The sequence below is a fragment of the Variovorax boronicumulans NBRC 103145 genome (assembly GCF_001591345.1).
In the GTDB taxonomy this organism is placed as follows: domain Bacteria; phylum Pseudomonadota; class Gammaproteobacteria; order Burkholderiales; family Burkholderiaceae_C; genus Variovorax; species Variovorax boronicumulans.
Genome location: NZ_BCUS01000125.1, coordinates 1 through 18,441, shown reverse-complemented (window position 1 = coordinate 18,441; position 18,441 = coordinate 1). Strand labels below are relative to the sequence as shown.

Annotated in this window: 16 protein-coding genes and 1 pseudogene; 15 read left to right on the top strand and 2 right to left on the bottom strand. The window is 68.4% G+C overall.

The window, feature by feature from the left end; translation table 11 throughout:
- Positions 1 to 455: pseudogene (locus VBO01S_RS26260) on the top strand (twin-arginine translocation pathway signal); the annotation flags it as partial.
- 6 nt (positions 456 to 461) lie between these two features.
- Positions 462 to 1,247, top strand: coding sequence for an enoyl-CoA hydratase (locus VBO01S_RS26255; protein WP_062480921.1), 786 nt, complete (start codon positions 462 to 464; stop codon positions 1,245 to 1,247).
- 46 nt (positions 1,248 to 1,293) lie between these two features.
- Here VBO01S_RS26255 and VBO01S_RS26250 read toward each other — a convergent pair whose 3' ends face one another.
- Positions 1,294 to 1,854 (bottom strand): HNH endonuclease, encoded by a 561-nt coding sequence (locus VBO01S_RS26250; protein ID WP_062480919.1) that lies wholly within the window; start codon positions 1,852 to 1,854, stop codon positions 1,294 to 1,296.
- A gap of 165 nt (positions 1,855 to 2,019) precedes the next feature.
- Between VBO01S_RS26250 and VBO01S_RS26245 the strand changes: the two genes are divergently transcribed.
- The 13 genes from VBO01S_RS26245 to VBO01S_RS26185 all read left to right on the top strand — a co-directional run bounded on the left by VBO01S_RS26245 (position 2,020) and on the right by VBO01S_RS26185 (position 18,260).
- Positions 2,020 to 3,057 (top strand): bifunctional riboflavin kinase/FAD synthetase, encoded by a 1,038-nt coding sequence (locus VBO01S_RS26245; protein WP_062480918.1) that lies wholly within the window; start codon positions 2,020 to 2,022, stop codon positions 3,055 to 3,057.
- Positions 3,058 to 3,182: 125 nt separating this feature from the next.
- On the top strand, positions 3,183 to 6,032 hold the full coding sequence (gene ileS / locus VBO01S_RS26240; protein WP_062480916.1) for an isoleucine--tRNA ligase: 2,850 nt from the start codon (positions 3,183 to 3,185) through the stop codon (positions 6,030 to 6,032).
- Positions 6,032 to 6,547 (top strand): signal peptidase II, encoded by a 516-nt coding sequence (gene lspA, locus VBO01S_RS26235; RefSeq protein ID WP_062480914.1) that lies wholly within the window; start codon positions 6,032 to 6,034, stop codon positions 6,545 to 6,547. Before ileS ends, lspA begins: the two co-directional genes overlap by 1 nt.
- A gap of 163 nt (positions 6,548 to 6,710) precedes the next feature.
- A complete protein-coding gene (locus VBO01S_RS26230) occupies positions 6,711 to 7,730 on the top strand; it encodes a LacI family DNA-binding transcriptional regulator (RefSeq protein WP_062480912.1) in 1,020 nt (339 codons plus the stop codon).
- 28 nt (positions 7,731 to 7,758) lie between these two features.
- A complete protein-coding gene (locus VBO01S_RS26225; protein ID WP_062480910.1) occupies positions 7,759 to 8,772 on the top strand; it encodes an ABC transporter substrate-binding protein in 1,014 nt (337 codons plus the stop codon).
- Between the two features lie 16 nt (positions 8,773 to 8,788).
- On the top strand, positions 8,789 to 9,625 hold the full coding sequence (locus tag VBO01S_RS26220) for an ABC transporter permease (RefSeq protein ID WP_062480908.1): 837 nt from the start codon (positions 8,789 to 8,791) through the stop codon (positions 9,623 to 9,625).
- Complete coding sequence (locus VBO01S_RS26215; RefSeq protein ID WP_062480906.1) at positions 9,625 to 10,425, top strand: ABC transporter permease; 801 nt, start codon at positions 9,625 to 9,627, stop codon at positions 10,423 to 10,425. The genes VBO01S_RS26220 and VBO01S_RS26215 overlap by 1 nt, the downstream gene beginning before the upstream one ends.
- Positions 10,415 to 11,488, top strand: coding sequence for an ABC transporter ATP-binding protein (locus VBO01S_RS26210; protein WP_062480904.1), 1,074 nt, complete (start codon positions 10,415 to 10,417; stop codon positions 11,486 to 11,488). Before VBO01S_RS26215 ends, VBO01S_RS26210 begins: the two co-directional genes overlap by 11 nt.
- Complete coding sequence (locus VBO01S_RS26205; protein ID WP_062480902.1) at positions 11,485 to 12,342, top strand: phosphodiesterase; 858 nt, start codon at positions 11,485 to 11,487, stop codon at positions 12,340 to 12,342. The genes VBO01S_RS26210 and VBO01S_RS26205 overlap by 4 nt, the downstream gene beginning before the upstream one ends.
- 73 nt (positions 12,343 to 12,415) lie before the next feature.
- Positions 12,416 to 14,077: a Na/Pi cotransporter family protein gene (locus tag VBO01S_RS26200; RefSeq protein ID WP_062480901.1), complete on the top strand. Its 1,662-nt coding sequence runs from the start codon at positions 12,416 to 12,418 to the stop codon at positions 14,075 to 14,077.
- Positions 14,078 to 14,422: 345 nt separating this feature from the next.
- Positions 14,423 to 15,079, top strand: a complete 657-nt coding sequence (locus VBO01S_RS26195) for a nuclease-related domain-containing protein (protein WP_062480899.1) — start codon at positions 14,423 to 14,425, stop codon at positions 15,077 to 15,079.
- A 75-nt stretch (positions 15,080 to 15,154) separates the two neighbouring features.
- Positions 15,155 to 17,560, top strand: coding sequence for an outer membrane protein assembly factor BamA (gene bamA, locus VBO01S_RS26190; protein WP_370681851.1), 2,406 nt, complete (start codon positions 15,155 to 15,157; stop codon positions 17,558 to 17,560).
- A 16-nt stretch (positions 17,561 to 17,576) separates the two neighbouring features.
- Positions 17,577 to 18,260, top strand: a complete 684-nt coding sequence (locus tag VBO01S_RS26185; RefSeq protein WP_062480896.1) for a response regulator — start codon at positions 17,577 to 17,579, stop codon at positions 18,258 to 18,260.
- Here the strand turns inward: VBO01S_RS26185 and VBO01S_RS32815 are convergent.
- Positions 18,235 to 18,441 (bottom strand): hypothetical protein (locus VBO01S_RS32815; RefSeq protein WP_370681849.1); only part of this gene is annotated, 207 nt, incomplete at its 5' end. The two genes, VBO01S_RS26185 and VBO01S_RS32815, sit on opposite strands and share 26 nt — an antisense overlap.

Genomic DNA, 18,441 nt, shown 5'->3' with positions numbered 1-18,441 from the left:
CGCGGCGCGGCGAGGCGGCGCACCAGCAGACGGTCGGCGCCGACGGTCGCTGGGGCCCGTTCAGCGCGCAGCCCGCCGCGCGCTACGAGTTCGTGCTCGACGTGCCCGGCCAGGGCACCACGCACATCTACCGCAGCCCGTTCGTGCGCAGCAGCGGCGTCGTCAACCTGCGGACCGAGCGCCTGGCACCGGCCGAGAGCGGCGCGGGGGCGGTGGTCGTCTTCACGCGTCCGCGCGGCTACTTCGATGCGCAGCGCGACACGATGAACTTCGACGGCCAGAGCCCGCCGCCCGGCGTGCCGGCCCAGGGCGCGGGGCAGTCGAGTTCGCGGCTGCGCATCGCGGCCGGCGCGCCGCAGCGCACGGTCAGCGCCGAGTTCAACGGCGAGCGCCTCACCGGCCAGAGCTGGCCCGCCGCGCAAGGGCACGCGACGGTGCTCGAGCTGACGTACTGAACGGCCATGAACGACACGGCCCCCTTCGTCCTGACGGCGCGCGACGCGCGCGGCGTGGTCACGCTCACGCTGAACCGCCCCGCCGCCTTCAACGCGTTGTCCGAAGGCATGCTCGGCGCGCTCGAGCAGGCGCTCGGCACCATCGCCGCCGATGACACGGTGCGCGCCGTCGTCATCGCCGCGGCGGGCAAGGCCTTCTGCGCGGGCCACGACCTGAAGGAGATGCGCGCCGAACCCTCGCTCGGCTACTACCAGCAGCTGTTCGACCGGTGCGGCGCGATGATGCTGTCGATCCAGCGGCTGCCCGTGCCGGTGATCGCGCGCGTCCACGGCATCGCGACCGCGGCAGGCTGCCAGCTGGTGGCGGTGTGCGACCTCGCGGTGGCCGCCAGCGACGCGCGCTTTGCGGTCAGCGGCGTCAACGTCGGCCTCTTTTGCGCCACGCCTGGCGTCACGCTGTCGCGCAATCTGGGTCGCAAGGAAGCCTTCGAGATGCTGGTGACGGGTGAATTCATCAGCGCCGAGGAAGCGCGCGAGAAAGGCCTGGTCAACCGGATCGCGCCGCCCGAAGGGCTCGATGCCACCGTCGAGACACTGGTCGCCAGCATCGTCGCCAAGCCCCGCACGGCGCTCGCGCTGGGCAAGGCGCTGTTCTATCGCCAGCTCGAGACCGGCATCGAGGCCGCGCTGGCCGACGCCAGCCAGACCATGGCCTGCAACATGATGGACGAGAGTGCGCTGGAAGGCGTGCAGGCCTTCATCGAGAAGCGGCCACCGGCCTGGAAAGGCTGAAATGACAAAGGAGGCCGAGGCCTCCTTTTTTCTTGCGCGTCCGGTGTCAGATGTCGTGCAACCGGGACGACTGCGGCAGGTGCGCCATCAAAAACTCCATCTGGTCCGCCAGGATGCGGCGGTTGCGCAGGATGAAGTCCTCCCACAGGCTGGGCACATAGGGCGCATACAGCAGCGGCATGTTCGCCTGCTCGGGCGTGCGGCTGCTCTTGCGGTGGTTGCAGGGCTTGCAGGCCGTGACCACGTTCATCCACGTGTCGATGCCGCGCTGCGCGAACGGAATGATGTGCTCGCGCGTGAGTTCGTCTTCGTGGAAATGGCCGCCGCAGTAAGCGCAAATGTTGCGATCGCGCGAGAACAGCTTGCTGTTGGTCAGGCCCGGGCGCTGCGCGAAGGGGTTGATGCGCGGCACGCCCTTGGTGCCGATGATGCTGTTGATCGCGATCTGCGACTGCTCGCCCGTGATCGCGTTGTGGCCGCCACGGAACACGGCCACCTGCGCGCCCACTTCCCAGCGGACTTCGTCCGCCGCGTAGTGGATCACCGCCTGTTCCAGCGATATCCATGACTGGGGCAGCCCTTGGGCCGACAGCTTCAAGACCTTCACACACGCCTCCTCGAAACGAGAAAAACACGCAGAGACCAGAGACTCGGAATGCGTTGGCGACTCACGCCAACCCACCCACTGCGTCACAATATACCGGCTTTGTGACAAATCGGCCTGATTTGCCCATACGACGGGCATCAGGCGCTATCAAAAAGATACTCTCCCATGCAGGTTTTCCGCGGCTTCCGACACCCGGGCGTAGCTCCGGCCTGCGCCCTCACGATCGGCAATTTCGACGGCGTCCACCGCGGCCACCAGGCCATGCTGGCGCTGTTGCAGACCGAGGCCCGCCATCGCGGGCTGCCCAGCTGCGTGCTGACCTTCGAGCCGCACCCGCGCGACTACTTCGCGGCCGTCACCAAGAAACCCGACCTGGCCCCGGCCCGCATCGGCACGCTGCGCGACAAGCTGACCGAGCTGGCGGCCTGCGGCGTCGACCAGACCATCGTGCTGCCCTTCGATGGCCGGCTGGCGTCCCAGTCGCCCGAGGCGTTCATCCAGAACGTGCTGATCGACGGCCTGGGTGCGCGCTACGTGCTGGTGGGCGACGACTTCCGCTTCGGCGCCAAGCGCGCCGGCGACTACGCCATGCTCGATGCTGCCGGTGAAGCCCACGGTTTCGACGTCGCGCGCATGAACAGCTACGAGGTGCACGGCCTGCGCGTGTCCAGCTCGGCCGTGCGCGAGGCGCTGGCCGAAGGCCGCATGGCCGACGCCCACACCCTGCTGGGGCGCCCGTACACGATCTCGGGCCACGTGGTCCACGGCCGCAAGCTGGGCCGGGCGCTGGGCGCCTCGTCGCCGGGCAAGGACGACGGTTTTCGCACCCTCAACCTGCGCTTCAAGCACTGGAAACCAGCCGCCAGCGGCATCTTCGCGGTGTTGGTGCACGGCCTGGCCGACCAGCCGCTGCCGGGTGTCGCGAACCTCGGCGTGCGGCCCTCGCTGGACGCCAACGACGTCAACGCCGGGCGCGTGCTGCTGGAGACGCATTGCCTGGAGTGGCCCTCGCATCTGGGGGCCGAAGGGGCCTACGGTAAAATCGTGCGCGTGGAACTCCTGCACAAACTGCACGACGAATTGCGCTACACCAGCCTCGAAGCCCTCACCGCGGGCATCGCGAAGGATGGCCGCGACGCACGCGCGTTCTTCGCATCGACCCACGCCGAGACCCATCGCCAGACCACGCGCGACCGAATTTAGCCCTGCACGCCCCGTGCTGCCGCCCTTCGACAAGCTCAGGGCGAACGGCTATATCTTCCGCACCGACCGCTCAATGCAGTTCGGGCTGAGCCTGTCGAAGCCCCTCTGTTTCGCCGCACCCCAACATGTCTGACGCTGCTTCCCCCAAAGATTACCGTTCCACGCTGAACCTGCCCGACACCCCCTTCCCGATGCGCGGCGACCTGCCCAAGCGCGAGCCGGGCTGGGTCAAGGAATGGAACGACGAAGGCCGCTACCACCGCCTGCGCGACGCCCGCCACGGCGCGCCCAAGTTCATCCTGCACGACGGCCCGCCGTACGCCAACGGCCAGATCCACATGGGCCACGCGGTGAACAAGATCCTCAAGGACATGATCACCAAGGCGCGCCAGCTCGAAGGCTTCGACGCGCTGTACGTGCCCGGCTGGGACTGCCACGGCCTGCCGATCGAGAACGCCATCGAAAAGCAGTTCGGCCGCAACCTGAGCCGCGACGAGATGCAGGCCAAGAGCCGCGCCTATGCCACGGAGCAGATCGCCCAGCAGATGGTCGACTTCCAGCGCCTGGGCGTGCTGGGCGAATGGGACCATCCGTACAAGACGATGGACTTCGCCAATGAAGCCGGCGAGCTGCGCGCGTTCAAGCGCGTGATCGAGCGCGGCTTCGTGTACCGGGGCCTCAAGCCCGTGTACTGGTGCTTCGACTGCGGCTCCTCGCTGGCCGAGTTCGAGATCGAATACGCCGACAAGAAGAGCCAGACCATCGACGTGGCCTTCAAGGCGCACGAGCGCGAGAAGGTGCTCAAGGCCTTCGGCACCGACCACACGATCCTGGGCGACATCTTCGCCGTGATCTGGACCACCACCGCGTGGACGATCCCCGCCAACCAGGCGATCAACCTCAACCCCGAGCTCGAGTACTCGCTGGTCGACACCGAGCGCGGCCTGCTGATCCTGGCCAACTCGCTGGTCGAGATGTGCATGACGCGCTATGCGCTCGACGGCAAGGTGCTGGCCACGGTCAAGGGCGAGGTGCTCGGCGGGCTCGAGTTCGAGCACCCGCTGTACGACGTGGATGCCGGCTACCGGCGCCTGTCGCCCATCTACCTGGCCGACTACGCCACCGCCACCGACGGCACCGGCCTCGTGCACTCCTCGCCTGCCTACGGCGTGGACGACTTCAACTCCTGCATCGCCCACGGCGTGGCGTACGACGACATCCTGAACCCGGTGCAGGGCAACGGCAGCTACGCACCCGACTTCCCGCTGTTCGGCGGCCAGAACATCTGGAAGGCCGTGCCGGTCATCATCGCCGCGCTGCGCGACGCCAACCGCCTGCTGACCACCGAGACCATCACCCACAGCTACCCGCACTGCTGGCGCCACAAGACGCCGGTGATCTACCGCGCGGCCGCGCAGTGGTTCGTGCGCATGGACGAAGGCGAAGGCGTGTTCACGAAGGACAAGGCGCCCAAGACGCTGCGCCAGACCGCGCTCGACGCCATCGAGCAGACCAGCTTCTACCCCGAGAACGGCAAGGCCCGCCTGCACGACATGATCGCCGGGCGGCCCGACTGGTGCATCAGCCGCCAGCGCAGCTGGGGCGTACCGATCCCGTTCTTCCTGCACAAGGATTCGGGCGAGCTGCACCCGCGCACCATGGAGATCCTCGACCAGGCCGCCGACATCGTCGAGAAGGGCGGCATCGAGGCCTGGAGCCGTGTCACGGTCGAAGACATCCTGGGCGCCGCAGACGCACCGAGCTACACCAAGAGCACCGACATCCTCGAGGTGTGGTTCGATTCGGGCTCGACCTTCTCGCACGTGCTGCGCGGCACGCACCCCAACGTGCACCACGAGACCGGCCCCGAAGCCGACCTGTACCTCGAAGGCCACGACCAGCACCGCGGGTGGTTCCACTCGTCGCTGCTGATCGCCTGCATGCTGGAAGACCGCGCACCGTACAAGGGCCTGCTCACGCACGGCTTCACGGTGGATGCCAAGGGCATCAAGATGAGCAAGTCGCTCAAGAACGGCATCGACCCGCAGGAAATCAGCAACAAGCTGGGCTCGGAAATCATCCGCCTGTGGGTGGCCGCGAGCGACTACTCGGGCGACATCGCGGGCGACGACAAGATCCTCGCGCGCGTCGTCGACGCCTACCGCCGCATCCGCAACACGCTGCGCTTCCTGTTGGCCAACACGAGTGATTTCGACATCGCCAAGGATGCCGTGCCGCTCGACCAGCTGTTCGAGATCGACCGCTACGCCATGTCGCGCGCGGCGCAGTTCCAGGCCGAGATCCTCGCGCACTACCAGGTGTACGAGTTCCATCCGGTGGTGGCCAAGCTGCAGATCTACTGCTCGGAAGACCTGGGCGGCTTCTACCTCGACATCCTGAAGGACCGCCTCTACACGACGGCGCCGGGCTCGCTCGCGCGCCGCAGTGCGCAGACCGCCCTGTGGCACATCTCGCAAGCCATGCTGCGCTGGATGGCGCCGTTCCTGAGCTTCACGGCCGAAGAGGCCTGGAAGATCGTGGGCACCGGCAAGTCGGGCGAGTCGATCTTCACGCAGACCTACAGCCAGTTCGCCGCACCCGACGAAGCACTGCTCGCCAAGTGGGGCCGCATCCGCGAGATCCGCGACGGCGTCAACAAGGACATCGAGGCGGTGCGCGCCGAAGGCAAGGTCGGCTCGTCGCTGCAGGCCAACCTGCAGCTGAACGCGCCGGCCGACGACCTCGCGCTGCTGGGCTCGCTGGGCGACGACCTGAAGTTCGTGTTCATCGCCTCGGCCGTGGCGCTGGCAGCGGGCGACACGCTGTCGACCGTGGTCACGCCCAGCACTGCACAGAAGTGCGAACGCTGCTGGCACTACCGCGAGGACGTGGGCCACGACCCGGCGCACCCGACCATCTGCGGCCGCTGCACGAGCAACCTGTTCGGCGCGGGCGAATCGCGCAGCGTGGCCTGATGGCGACCGCACGCTCCGCCTCGTCGGCCTCGCGTTCGCGCGGCGCCAGCATCTGGCCCTGGCTCGGGCTGGCGACGATCATCGTGATCATCGACCAGTTCACCAAGACGCTGATCCTGGGCTACTACAAGCTCGGCGACGCGACCTACGTGACGAGCTTCTTCAACGTCGTGCGCGCGCACAACACGGGCGCCGCCTTCTCGTTCCTGGCCGACCACTCAGGCTGGCAGCGCTGGTTCTTCACGGCGATCGGCGTGGCGGCGGCGATCTTCATCGTCTGGATGCTGAGGTCGCACGCGGGCCAGAAGCTCTTCTCGTTCGCGATGGCCTGCATCCTGGGCGGCGCGATCGGCAACGTGGTCGACCGCATGATGCACGGCTACGTCGTCGACTTCCTGAGCTTCCACTGGGGCAACTGGTACTTCCCTGCGTTCAACGCGGCGGACAGCGCCATCACGCTCGGGGCGATCTGCCTGATCGTCGACGAGATCCGGCGAGTCCGACGCGGCAAGTAAGCCAGTTCTAGACCAAAGGGGCCCACGGGCCCCTTTTTCTTTGGGCCGCACGCTGCGCCAGCGGCCCCGGGGTTCTCCCCACTTCCCTGTCCTGTCATCGCGAAGTCATACTGCGCCGGTCCAATGTAATCGATTACATGAACCCCACCACGGACCCCGCACGATGAGCATCCAAGCAGTAGCCGCCCAAGCCGGGGTCTCCGTGGCCACGGTCTCGCGCGCCTTCAATTTCCCCGACAAGGTGACGCCGGCCACGCGCGAACTGGTGGAGCGCGTGGCGCGCGAGCTCAACTACCTGCCCAACGCCAGCGCCCGCACCTTGCGCACCCAGCGCAGCCGCACGCTCGGCGTGGTGCTGCCCACGCTGCTGAACCCGACCTTTGCCGAATGCCTGCAGGGCATCGCGCGCGCGGCCGTCGCGGGCGGCTACGCGATCCTGCCGGTCACCACCGGCTACCGGCTCGACGAGGAAGAGCGCGCCGTCCAGCTGCTGCTGGCGGGCAACGTCGACGGGCTGATCCTCGTGGTGTCGAACCCGTCCACCTCGGCCGCGCTGCAGCGCCTGCAGGCCGCCGGCGTGCCCTACGTGCTGGCCTACAACCGGCACGCCGACCATCCCTGCGTGTCGGTCGACAGCGAAGGTGCGGTGGCCGATGCGGTCACGCGGCTCGTGCTGCTGGGCCACCGACGGATCGCGATGGTCAGCGGCACGCTGGCCGCGTCGGACCGCGCGCAGCAGCGCTACCGCGGCTACCAGCGCGGCATGGCCGAAGCAGGCCTTGCCGCGCCACCGCTGGTCGAAGTGCCCTTCGTCGAGACCGCCGTCGATGCGCTGTGCGCCGAGCTGCGCCCGCGCAGCCGCCCCACGGCGCTGATGTGCTCGAACGACCTGCTCGCCATCCGCAGCATCCGCGCCGCGCACTTGAGCGGCCTGGCGGTGCCCGACAACCTCAGCGTGGTCGGCTTCGACGGCATCGCGCTGGGCGAAGACCTCACGCCCGCGCTCACCACCGTCGCGCAGCCCAACAGCGACATCGGCCGTCACAGCGTCGAGCTGCTGGCGCAGGCGATCGCCGGCGGCCGCGCGCTGCAGGCCGACGCGAGCCTGCTGCTGCCCCATGCCTTCCGAGACGGCGAGTCGTGCGCGAATGCGCGCGAAGACAACGACGCCGCACTGTCCTGACCTCACCACCCCTCCCAGGAGTTTTTCCATGTCCCTGCGCTTTCACCGCCTCGCCCGCCTCGGCGTGCTGGCCGCCGCCCTCGTCGCCGCCGGCGGCGCCATGGCCCAGACCGCCATCTGCTACAACTGCCCGACCGAATGGGCCGACTGGGGCACCCAGCTCAAGGCCATCAAGGCCAAGACCGGCATCACCGTGCCGGCCGACAACAAGAACTCGGGCCAGTCGCTCGCGCAGCTGGTCGCCGAAAAGGCCAGCCCCGTGGCCGACGTCACCTACCTCGGCGTGACCTTCGCGGTGCAAGCCGCGAAAGACGGCGTGGTCGAGCCCTACAAGCCGGCCGCCTGGAAAGACATTCCCGACGGCCTGAAGGACCCCGCAGGCAACTGGTTCACCATCCACTCGGGCACGCTCGGCTTCATGGTCAACGTCGACGCGCTCAAGGGCAAGCCGGTGCCCAAGTCGTGGGCCGACCTGCTCAAGCCCGAGTACAAGGGCCTCATCGGCTACCTCGACCCCGCCTCGGCCTTCGTGGGCTACGTGGGCGCCGTGGCCGTGAACCAGGCGCGCGGCGGCACGCTCGACAACTTCAAGCCGGCCATCGACTACTTCAAGGCACTGCAGAAGAACGAGCCCATCGTGCCCAAGCAGACCTCGTACGCGCGCGTGCTGTCGGGCGAGATCGCGATCCTGCTCGACTACGACTTCAACGCCTACCGCGCCAAGTACAAGGACAAGGCCAACGTCGCCTTCGTCATCCCGAGCGAAGGCACGCTGGCCGTGCCCTACGTGATGAGCCTGGTCGCCAAGGCGCCGCACGCGGCCGACGCCAAGAAGGTGCTCGACTTCACGCTGTCCGACGAAGGCCAGGCGATCTGGGCCAAGGCCTACCTGCGCCCGGTGCGCGCGAGCGCCATGCCCAAGGAGATCGAGGCGCAGTTCCTGCCCGCCAGCGACTACGCACGTGCCAAGACCGTCGACTACGCCCGCATGGCCGACGCGCAGCGTGGCTTCTCCGACCAGTACCTGAAGGAAGTGCGCTGACCCGGCGCCGCGCGCGATGACACGCAGCACCACCACCTCCTCCAACGCCTGGAACCCGCGCTGGCGATTGCTGGCCTGCGTCGCGCCGGCGGCCGTCTTCTTCGCGGCCTTCTGGCTGCTGCCGGTGGTGCGCCTGCTCGCGCTGCCGGCCGACAAGGGCGCCGCCACCTACTTCGCCGTGCTGACCGATGCGCGCTACCTGCAAAGCATGGTCAACACCGTCGCGCTGTCGGTGGCGGTGACGCTGGCCACGCTGGTGCTGGGCGCGGCGGTGGGCATCTACCTCGCGCGCCATGCCTTCCCGGGCAAACGCATGCTGCTGTCGCTGCTCACGCTGCCGCTGTCGTTTCCGGGCGTGATCATCGGCTTCTTCGTGATCCTGCTCGGCGGGCGCCAGGGCGTGGTGGCCGACCTGAGCGATGCGCTGGTCGGCGAGCGCATCACCTTCGCCTACGGCCTGCTCGGCCTCTTTTTGGCGTACCTGTACTTCTCGCTGCCGCGCGCCATCGCCACCTACGCCGCGGCGGCCGAGTCGATGAACACGCAGCTCGAGGAAGCGGCGCGTTCGCTCGGTGCCTCGAAGCTGCGCGTGGCGCGCGACGTGTGGATGCCCGAGCTCGCGCCCACCACGCTGGCCTGCGGCGCCATCCTGTTCGCCACCTCGATGGGCGCCTTCGGCACGGCCTTCACGCTGGCCAGCAAGTTCGAGGTGATCCCCATCACCATCTACAACGAGTTCACCAACTACGCCAACTTCGCGCTCGCCGCGTCGCTGTCGATCTCGCTGGGCGTCGTGACCTGGCTGGTGCTCTTCGTGGCGCGCCGCTTCGGCGCCAACCCGGTCGCCCGATGATGAAGACGCCTTCGCAACCCCGCGCCCCTTTCCTGCTCGCCATCACGGTGATCGTGAGCCTCTTCATGATCGCGCCGATGCTGCTGTCGGTGATGGCCGGCCTCGTCAACAACTACAGCGCGGGCCTGAAGAGCGGCCTCACGCTGCGCTGGCTCGGCGAGGTGTGGGAGAACTACGGCGGCACCGTCGGCTGGTCGCTCGCGCTGGCCGTGGCCTGCGTCGTGTGCACCGTGCTGATCGGCGTGCCCTGCGCCTACACGCTGGCGCGCAGCCGCTCGCGCGCGGCACGCATCTTCGAGGAGCTGCTGACCTTGCCCGTCGCGGTGCCGGGCCTGGCGACGGCGCTCGCGCTCATCCTCGCCTACGGCCAGCTCACGGCCTTCCGCCAGAGCTTCGCCTTCATCCTCGTGGGCCACATCGTCTTCACGCTGCCCTTCATGGTGCGCACCGTGAGCTCGGCCTTCCAGCGCGACGACCTGCTCGCGCTCGAAGAGGCCGCGCGCTCGCTGGGCGCGAACTTCCGCCAGCGCTTCATGGGCATCCTCGTGCCCGCCGTGTTCCCCGCCATCGTGGCCGGCAGCCTGATGGTGTTCACGCTGTCGGTGGGCGAATTCAACCTCACCTGGATGCTGCACACACCGCTCACGCGCACGCTGCCCGTGGGCCTGGCCGACAGCTACGCCTCGATGCGCATCGAGATCGGATCGGCCTACACGCTGGTCTTTTTCGCAGTGATCCTTCCCGTGCTGTGGGGCCTGCAGTACCTTGCCAACCTGATGCAGAAACGCCATGGAACTTGAACGCATCCCCGTCGACATCTCGAACTGCGCGAAGACCTATGCCGACGGCACGCGCGGCCTGCAGCCCACCAACCTCAAGGTCGAGGCCGGCGAAGTGCTCGCGCTGCTCGGCCCCTCGGGCTGCGGCAAGACCACGCTGCTGCGGCTCATCGCGGGACTCGAAGCGCCGGACGACGGCAGCCGCATCGTCTTCGGCGACCAGGACGTCACGCAGCGCCCGGTCGAGCACCGCGGCGTGGGCATGGTGTTCCAGAGCTACGCCCTCTTTCCGCAGATGACGGTGGCGGCCAACATCGGCTACGGCCTGCGCATCCGCGGCGTGTCACCCGAGGAAGAGAAACGCGCCGTGGGCGAACTGGTCGACCTCGTGCGCCTGGGCGGCCTGGAGAACAAGCGCCCCGCCGAACTCTCGGGCGGCCAGCGCCAGCGCGTGGCCCTGGCGCGCGCCGTGGCCGTGCGCCCGCGCGTGCTGTTGCTCGACGAGCCGCTGGCCGCGCTCGACGCCAAGCTCAAGGAATCGCTGCGCGACGAACTCGCCGAGCTGCTGCGCCGCCTGCACATCACGGCCATCCACGTCACCCACGACCAGCAGGAGGCGCTGGCCATCGCCGACAGGCTCGCGGTGATGCGCGCCGGGCGCATCGTGCAGGTCGGGCGCGGCGAAGACCTGTACCGCGCGCCCGCGCACCCCTTCGTGGCCGAGTTCCTGGGCCGGGTCAACCGGCTGGAGCGCGCCGCCGACGCCATCGCACAGGGCGTTGTCCGACTCGGAGGGTCGTCGCTGCCCTGCCCCGCACCCTGGCAGCAGCATGCGACGCTGCTGGTGCGGCCCGAAGACATCGAGGTCGGCGCGCCCCCGCCCGGCGAGGCGCCCGGCTGGGGCCGCGCCACGGTCGAACGCCGCACCTTCCTCGGCGACCGCGTGCAGCTGCACCTGCGCCTGCAGGACCAGCCCGTGCTGGTGGCCGACGTGGGGCGCGACAGCCCCTTCGAACCGGGCGACGCGGTGGGCCTGCGCATCCCGGCCGACCGCCTGATGACCTCGCAGGAAACCCGCGCATGACCACGACCACGCCCCCCAACACCTTCCTGGTCCAGCTGACCGACCTGCACATCCGCGAGCCCGGCCGGCTGGCCTATGGCCGCATCGACACGGCGCCCTACCTCGCGCGCGCCGTGCAGTCGGTGCTCGCGCTGCGCCAGCCGCCCGACGCGGTGGTGATCACCGGCGACCTGACCGACTTCGGCCGCGCCGCCGAGTACGAGCACCTGGCCGCCCTGCTCGCGCCGCTGACGATGCCCGTCTACCTGCTGCCCGGCAACCACGACGACCGCGACCAGCTGCGCCGCAGCTTCCCGGGCCACGCCTACCTGGGCACGGGCGCCGACACGCACGGCTTCGTCCAGTATTCGGTGCGCGTCGGTGACCTGCGGCTGCTCACGCTCGACACCTGCGTGCCCGGCGCCAGCCACGGCACGCTGTGCGACAAACGCCTGGCCTGGCTCGAAGCCCAGCTCGACGCCTGCCGCCACGAGCCCGTGGTGGTCGCCATGCACCACCCGCCCTTCGAGACGCTGATCGGCCACATGGACGAGATCGGCCTGCTCGAAGGCGCCGACGCGCTCGAGGCCCTGCTGCGCCGCTACACGAACGTCGAGCGCGTGATCTGCGGCCACCTGCACCGCGCCATCGACGTGCGCTTCGGCGGCACCATCGCCTCGACCTCGCCGGCGCAGGCCCACCAGGTCTGCCTCGACCTGGCGCCCGACGCCGCCTCGGCCTGGACGCTGGAGCCGCCCTCGTTCCGGGTGCATGCCTGGTCGTCGGCCGGGCGCCGGCTCGTCACCCACCTGGCGGCCTCCGGAAGCTTCGAAGGGCCTTATCCTTTCCACGACAACGGAGCCCTGATCGACTGAAGCGTCTACTTGTGGAAAATGGGGCTGAAACGAATCAAAACGAAAACAAGAGAAAGGTCAGACCCCGCCTTCCATGAAGCACCTTCTGAATCTGCTTGCGGCCGTCGCCCTGCTGGTGTGGGGCACGCACCTCGTGCGCACCGGCGTGCTGCGCGTCTTCGGCGCCAACCTGCGCAAGATCCTCGTGCAGAGCATGCGCAACCGCTTCACGGCCGCGCTCTCGGGCATCGGCGTCACGGCGCTCGTGCAGTCGAGCACGGCCACCTCGCTCATGACCTCCTCGTTCGTGGGGCAGGGCCTGGTCACGCTGCCGGCGGCGCTGGCGGTGATGCGGGGCGCCGACGTGGGCACGGCGCTGATCTCGGTGCTGTTCTCGGCCGACCTCTCGTGGCTCTCGCCGATGTTCATCTTCGTGGGGGTGGTGTTGTTCATCACGCGCTCGGCCACCGTGGCGGGCCGCGTGGGGCGGGTGCTGATCGGGCTGGGGCTGATGCTGCTGGCGCTGCAGCTGGTGGTGGCGGCCACCGAGCCGCTGTTCTCGTCGCCGGCCGTGCGGGCGCTGCTGGCGTCCATCACCAGCGATGTGCTGCTGGAGATCACGCTCGGCGCCGCGCTCGCCATCGTGGCGTACTCGAGCCTGGCGGTGGTGCTGCTGGTGGCGGCCATGGCGAGCTCGAACGTGGTGCCGCTCGACGTGGCGCTGGGCCTGGTGCTCGGCGCCAATCTGGGCAGCGGCCTGCTGGCAGTGCTGACCACGGCGCGCTCGGCCGTGTCGGTGCGGCAGGTGACGGTGGGCAACCTGCTGTTCAAGGCGCTGGGCGTGGCGCTGGTCACGCCGTTCGTGGGGCTGTGGGTGCGCTACGTGCAGCCCCAGCTGCCGAACCAGACGCACGGCGTGGTGCTGTTCCACCTGGCCTTCAACATCGTGATCAGCGTCGGCTTCATCGGCCTCACGCAGTGGGTCGCCAAGCTGGTGACGCGCATGCTGCCGGTGCCGCCGCAGCCTGTGGGCACGAGCCGGCCGCACCACCTCGATCCCTCGGCGCTGTCGACGCCTTCGCTCGCCATTTCGAACGCGGCGCGCGAGGCGCTGCACCAGGCGGACATCGTGGAGACGATGCTGATCGGCACGCTCGACGTGATCCGCAACAACGACCTGCGGCTGGCGCAGGAGCTGCGGCAACTCGATGACACGGTGGACGAGCTGTACTCGGCGATCAAGTACTACATGACGCGCATCTCGCGCGAGGCGCTGGGCGAGGAGGAAAGCCGGCGGTGGACGGACATCATCAGCTTCACGATCAACATGGAGCAGATCGGGGACATCATCGAGCGGGTGATCATCGATATCGAAGATAAGAAGATCAAGCCGCAGCGCAACTTCTCGGAAGCGGGGATGGCGGAGATCGTCGAGCTGCATCAGCGGCTGGTTGCCAATCTGCGGTTGAGCATGAGCGTGTTCCTGAACGGCAATGTTCGCGACGCACAGAAGCTGCTGGAAGAGAAGGCGCGGTTTCGCGATCTGGAGCGGGCCTATGCAACAACCCATCTGGATCGGTTGTCGGATCGGACTACTTTGAGCATCGAGACGAGTTCGCTGCACATCGACTTGATCAGCGATTTGAAGCGGATCAATTCGCATATCTGTTCTATTGCTTATCCGATTCTTGAATCTGCCGGGGCCTTGGCGCCGAGCCGGCTTCGTGAATCTCGGCTCGGGAAAATCGAAGGCTGATCGTTTTGTTTCCCGAGGCCGGGTCTCGCCCCGGCGGGCGACTCACTTTCTTTGCTTCGCCAAAGAAAGTAAGCAAAGAAAGGCGACCCTGCTGTCTGCGTCCCTCCGCTTCGCTGCGGGCAACCTGCGGTGCTCACGTTTCGCGGGGTCTCGCCCAAACTCGCTTCGCTCAAACAAGGGCGAGCCCTGATCCGCGAAACGCTCCGCTCCTCGGCGCATACAGAAGGGGTGGGGAACCTCACAGGCCTTTGCTTCGCTCGGCCTGGGAACACCGCAAGGCTCTGCCTCGTTTACCAGAAGTCTCCTAAAAGGCCGGCAATGCTCGGGGCTCCGAAGGAGTTCGACATGACCATTGTTCTGCCGCAAAGCGCGGTCGCCGCGTCGCTCGGGGTGCAGCAACTTGCCACCGCGTTCAGTCCGGCGTTTTCGCATCTGCGCATTCTTCGCAACCTCATCATCCCGATGCCTTCCGGTTGCGTGGTGCCCACGGCGCGCATCGATGCGGTCGTCGTGTGCGAGACCGGGGTGTACCTGTTCGAGATCAAGGCGTGGCGCAATGCGTTCGTCTACCGCAAGAAGTCCGACGAGGCGCCGCCGCGCTGGTTCCTGCGGTTGCAGGGCTGCACGCGGGCACGTGAAGTGAAAGACCCGGCCTGGCAAGGCGGGCGCAAGACGACGCAGTTGCGCAGCCTGCTGCCGGACGACCTGCGGTTGCAGTACTTCGTGCTGCTGCCGTGCGAAGGCGTGGAGCTGGAGGGCGTGATGCCGGCTGCGGTGATCACGCAGCAGGACCTGCCGTACATCGCGCGCCTGGTGCGCAACAACGGGCGCACGGCGCGCACGTACCCGCTGCTGGACGCGCAGGCGGTCGATCGCACGGTGCAGCGGCTGCTGGAGATCCAGGGCGACCTGTCGCTGGAGACGCATGCGCAGAACTGCCGCGAACGGATCGAACGGCCTGCGGTGGCGTGGCCGGCGGTGAACGCGATGGGGTTGCAGTAACGACTGCTCACCAACCGGCCCTGCGCGCGGGAGGGCGTCCCACATTCCTCCGACATTGGTGAAGACCATGCGGTGATGATGATTCCTCCCAAGTCCCTCGCGGCCCTTGCCGCGCCGTGCCTCGCGATGATGGCCTGCCCGGCACAGGCCGCCGACCCGTTCCCCGTGCAGGACATCCGCCTCGAAGGCCTGCAGCGCGTCGAAGCGGGCACGGTGTTCGCGACCCTCGGCCTGAAGGCCGGCGACACGTACAGCGACGACCGCGGCAGCGCAGCCATTCGCGCGCTGTTCGACCTGGGGCTCTTCAAGGACGTGCGCATCGACGTGAACGGCCAGGTGCTCGTGGTCATCGTCGAAGAGCGCCCCACCGTGGCCGATGTCGACTTCGCGGGCACCAAGGAGTTCGACAAGGCGGCGCTGCAGAAGGCGCTGCGCGACATCGGACTGGCCGAAGGCCGGACGTACGACAAGGCGCTGGCCGACCGCGCGGAGCAGGAGCTCAAGCGGCAGTACATCGGCCGCAGCCTCTACAACGCGCAGGTGGTCACCACCGTCACGCCGCTGGAGCGCAACCGCGTCAACCTCACGTTCAGCGTGACCGAGGGCGAGCCGGCGCGCATCACGCGGGTGCGCGTGGTCGGCCAGCAGGCTTTCGACGAACGCACGCTGCTCGACCTGTTCGACCAGGACAGCGGCGGCTGGCTGGCCTGGTACACGAAGTCGAACCAGTACGCGCGCAGCAAGTTCGACGCCGACCTGGAAACGCTTCGCGCGTTCTACCTGACGCGCGGGTACCTCGAGTTCCGCATCGAGTCGACGCAGGTCGCTATCTCTCCCGACCGGCAGACGCTGGAGCTCACGGTGAACATCAGCGAGGGCGAGAAGTTCGCGGTGGCCGGCGTGAAGCTGGCGGGCAACTACCTGGGGCGCGAGGACGAGTTCAAGTCGCTCGTCACCGTGCGCCCCGGCGCGCCCTACAACGGCGAAGACGTGACGGCCACCACCAAGGCCATCGCCGACCACTTCGGCACCTTCGGTTATGCCTTCGCGCGCGTGAAGGCCGAGCCCGAGATCGACCGCGCCCGGCGCCGCGTGGTGATGGTGCTGAACGCCGAGCCCGGGCGGCGCGCCTATGTGCGGCGGCTGAACATCGGCGGCAATGCGCGCACGCGCGACGAGGTGATCCGGCGCGAGTTCCGCCAGTACGAAGGCGCCTGGTACGACGGCACGAAGATCAGGCTGTCGCGCGACCGCGTCGACCGGCTGGGCTTCTTCACCGACGTGAACGTCGAGACCGCCGAAGTGCCGGGCAGCAACGACCAGGTCGACCTGAACGTCACCGTGGCCGAGAAGCCCACGGGCTCACTGCAGCTGGGCGCGGGCTACTCGTCGACCGACAAGATCTCGCTGAGCTTCGGCATCACGCAGGAGAACGTGTTCGGCTCGGGCAACTACCTGGGGCTGCAGGTCAACACCAGCTCGTACAACCGCTCGGTGTCGCTCACGGCCACCGACCCGTACTTCACGAAGGACGGCATCTCGCGCACCTTCAACCTGTTCCACACCACCACGCGGCCCTACTACGAGGCCGACGGCAACTACAAGCTCGCGAGCGACGGCGGCTCAGTGCGCTTCGGGCTGCCGGTGAACGAGCTGGACACGGTGTACCTGGGCATCGGCGTCGAACGTTATTCGTTCACGCCGGGCACCAACGGTTCGTACACGTTGGTCAACGGCTCGTATGTCTACACGGCCACGCCGCAGGCCTACCTCGACTACTTCCAGTGCACCGGCACCGCGCCGAGCGTGGTGTGCGCGGGCAGGAACGTGGTGGGCATCCCGGCCACCGTGGGCTGGTCGCGCGACGACCGCGACAGCGCGCTGGTGCCCACGCGCGGGCGCCTGCAGAGCGCCAACCTCGAGCTGGGCGTGGGCAGCGAGTTGCGCTACCTGAAGACCAACTACCAGTACCAGCAGTACGTGCCGCTGTCCAGGCAGTACACGCTGGCCTTCAACGGCCAGCTCGGCTATGCGAAGGCGCTGGGCGGCAGCAGCTTTCCGATCTTCAAGAACTTCTATGCGGGCGGGTTGGGCTCGATCCGCGGCTTCGAGCAGAACTCGCTGGGCCCGACCGACGCGGTCACCGGCGGCTCGCTGGGCGGCACGCGCAAGGCGATCTTCAACATGGAGCTGACCACGCCCTTCCCCGGCGCGGGCAACGACAAGTCGCTGCGGCTTTACACCTTCTTCGATGCGGGCAACGTGTTCGCCGAACGCACGGCCAGCATGACCGACGCGCAATGGAAGGCGCAGAACCGCCTGCGCGCCTCGGCCGGCCTGGGCATCAGCTGGATCTCGCCGCTGGGCCCGCTGCGCCTGGCGTATGCGGTGCCCATCGTCTACCAGAAGGAGGACACGGCCAACGGCATCGCGGCCGACCGCACGCAGCGCTTCCAGTTCCAGATCGGCACGTCCTTCTGAACCGGCCCGCACGCCCATGAGCCGCATCCTGCTGGTGGAAGACGGACGCGAGATCGCGTCGCTGCTGCTGGGCCCGCTGCAGCGCGCAGGCCACGAGGTGGAGCAGCTGGGCGATGGCGCCGCCGCGCTCGAGCGCATCCTGCACGCGCCGCCGGCGCTCACGCTGCTCGACGTGGTGCTGCCACGCATCGACGGGCTGCAGGTGATCGCGCAGGTGCGCGCGCGCAGCGACCACCCGATCATCGTGCTGACGGCGCGCGCGCACGAGGCGGACCGGCTGCGCGGCTTCGACCTGGGCGCCGACGACTATGTCTGCAAGCCCTTCTCGCCGCGCGAGGTGGTGGCGCGCGTGCACACGGTGCTGCGCCGGCGTGCCCCGCTCGACCTGAACGTGGGCATGGCCTCGCCCGCCGTGGCCTTCGACAGCGCGATGGGCCATGCCTGGCTGGAGGGCCGGGCCCTGGCGCTCACGCGCCGCGAGCTGCTGTTGCTGCGTGCGCTGTCGCGCGAACCGGGGCGTGTGTTCACGCGCGCCAGGCTGCTCGAAGCGGCGTTCCCCGAGGCGCTCGACGTGAACGAGCGCGCGGTCGACGGACACATCAAGAACCTGCGGCGCAAGCTCGCAGCCGTCTCGCCCTCGCACGGCTGGATTCGCTCGGTCTACGGCGTGGGGTTCAGCTTCGCGCAGCGGCCGGGCTGAGGGCCGGCTCGGCCTTGCATGCGCCGTGGCCGCGCGGCCCGCGGCCTTCGCTGCCCCTTTGCATGATCGGCGCCAGCGTCGACAGGCTGGCGTGGCGCACGGCCACCTGCCGTGCCTCCGCGCAGGCGCCGCGTGCCGCGACGCCGATGCCCAGCGCCAGGCTGCACAAGGCCAGGCCGCC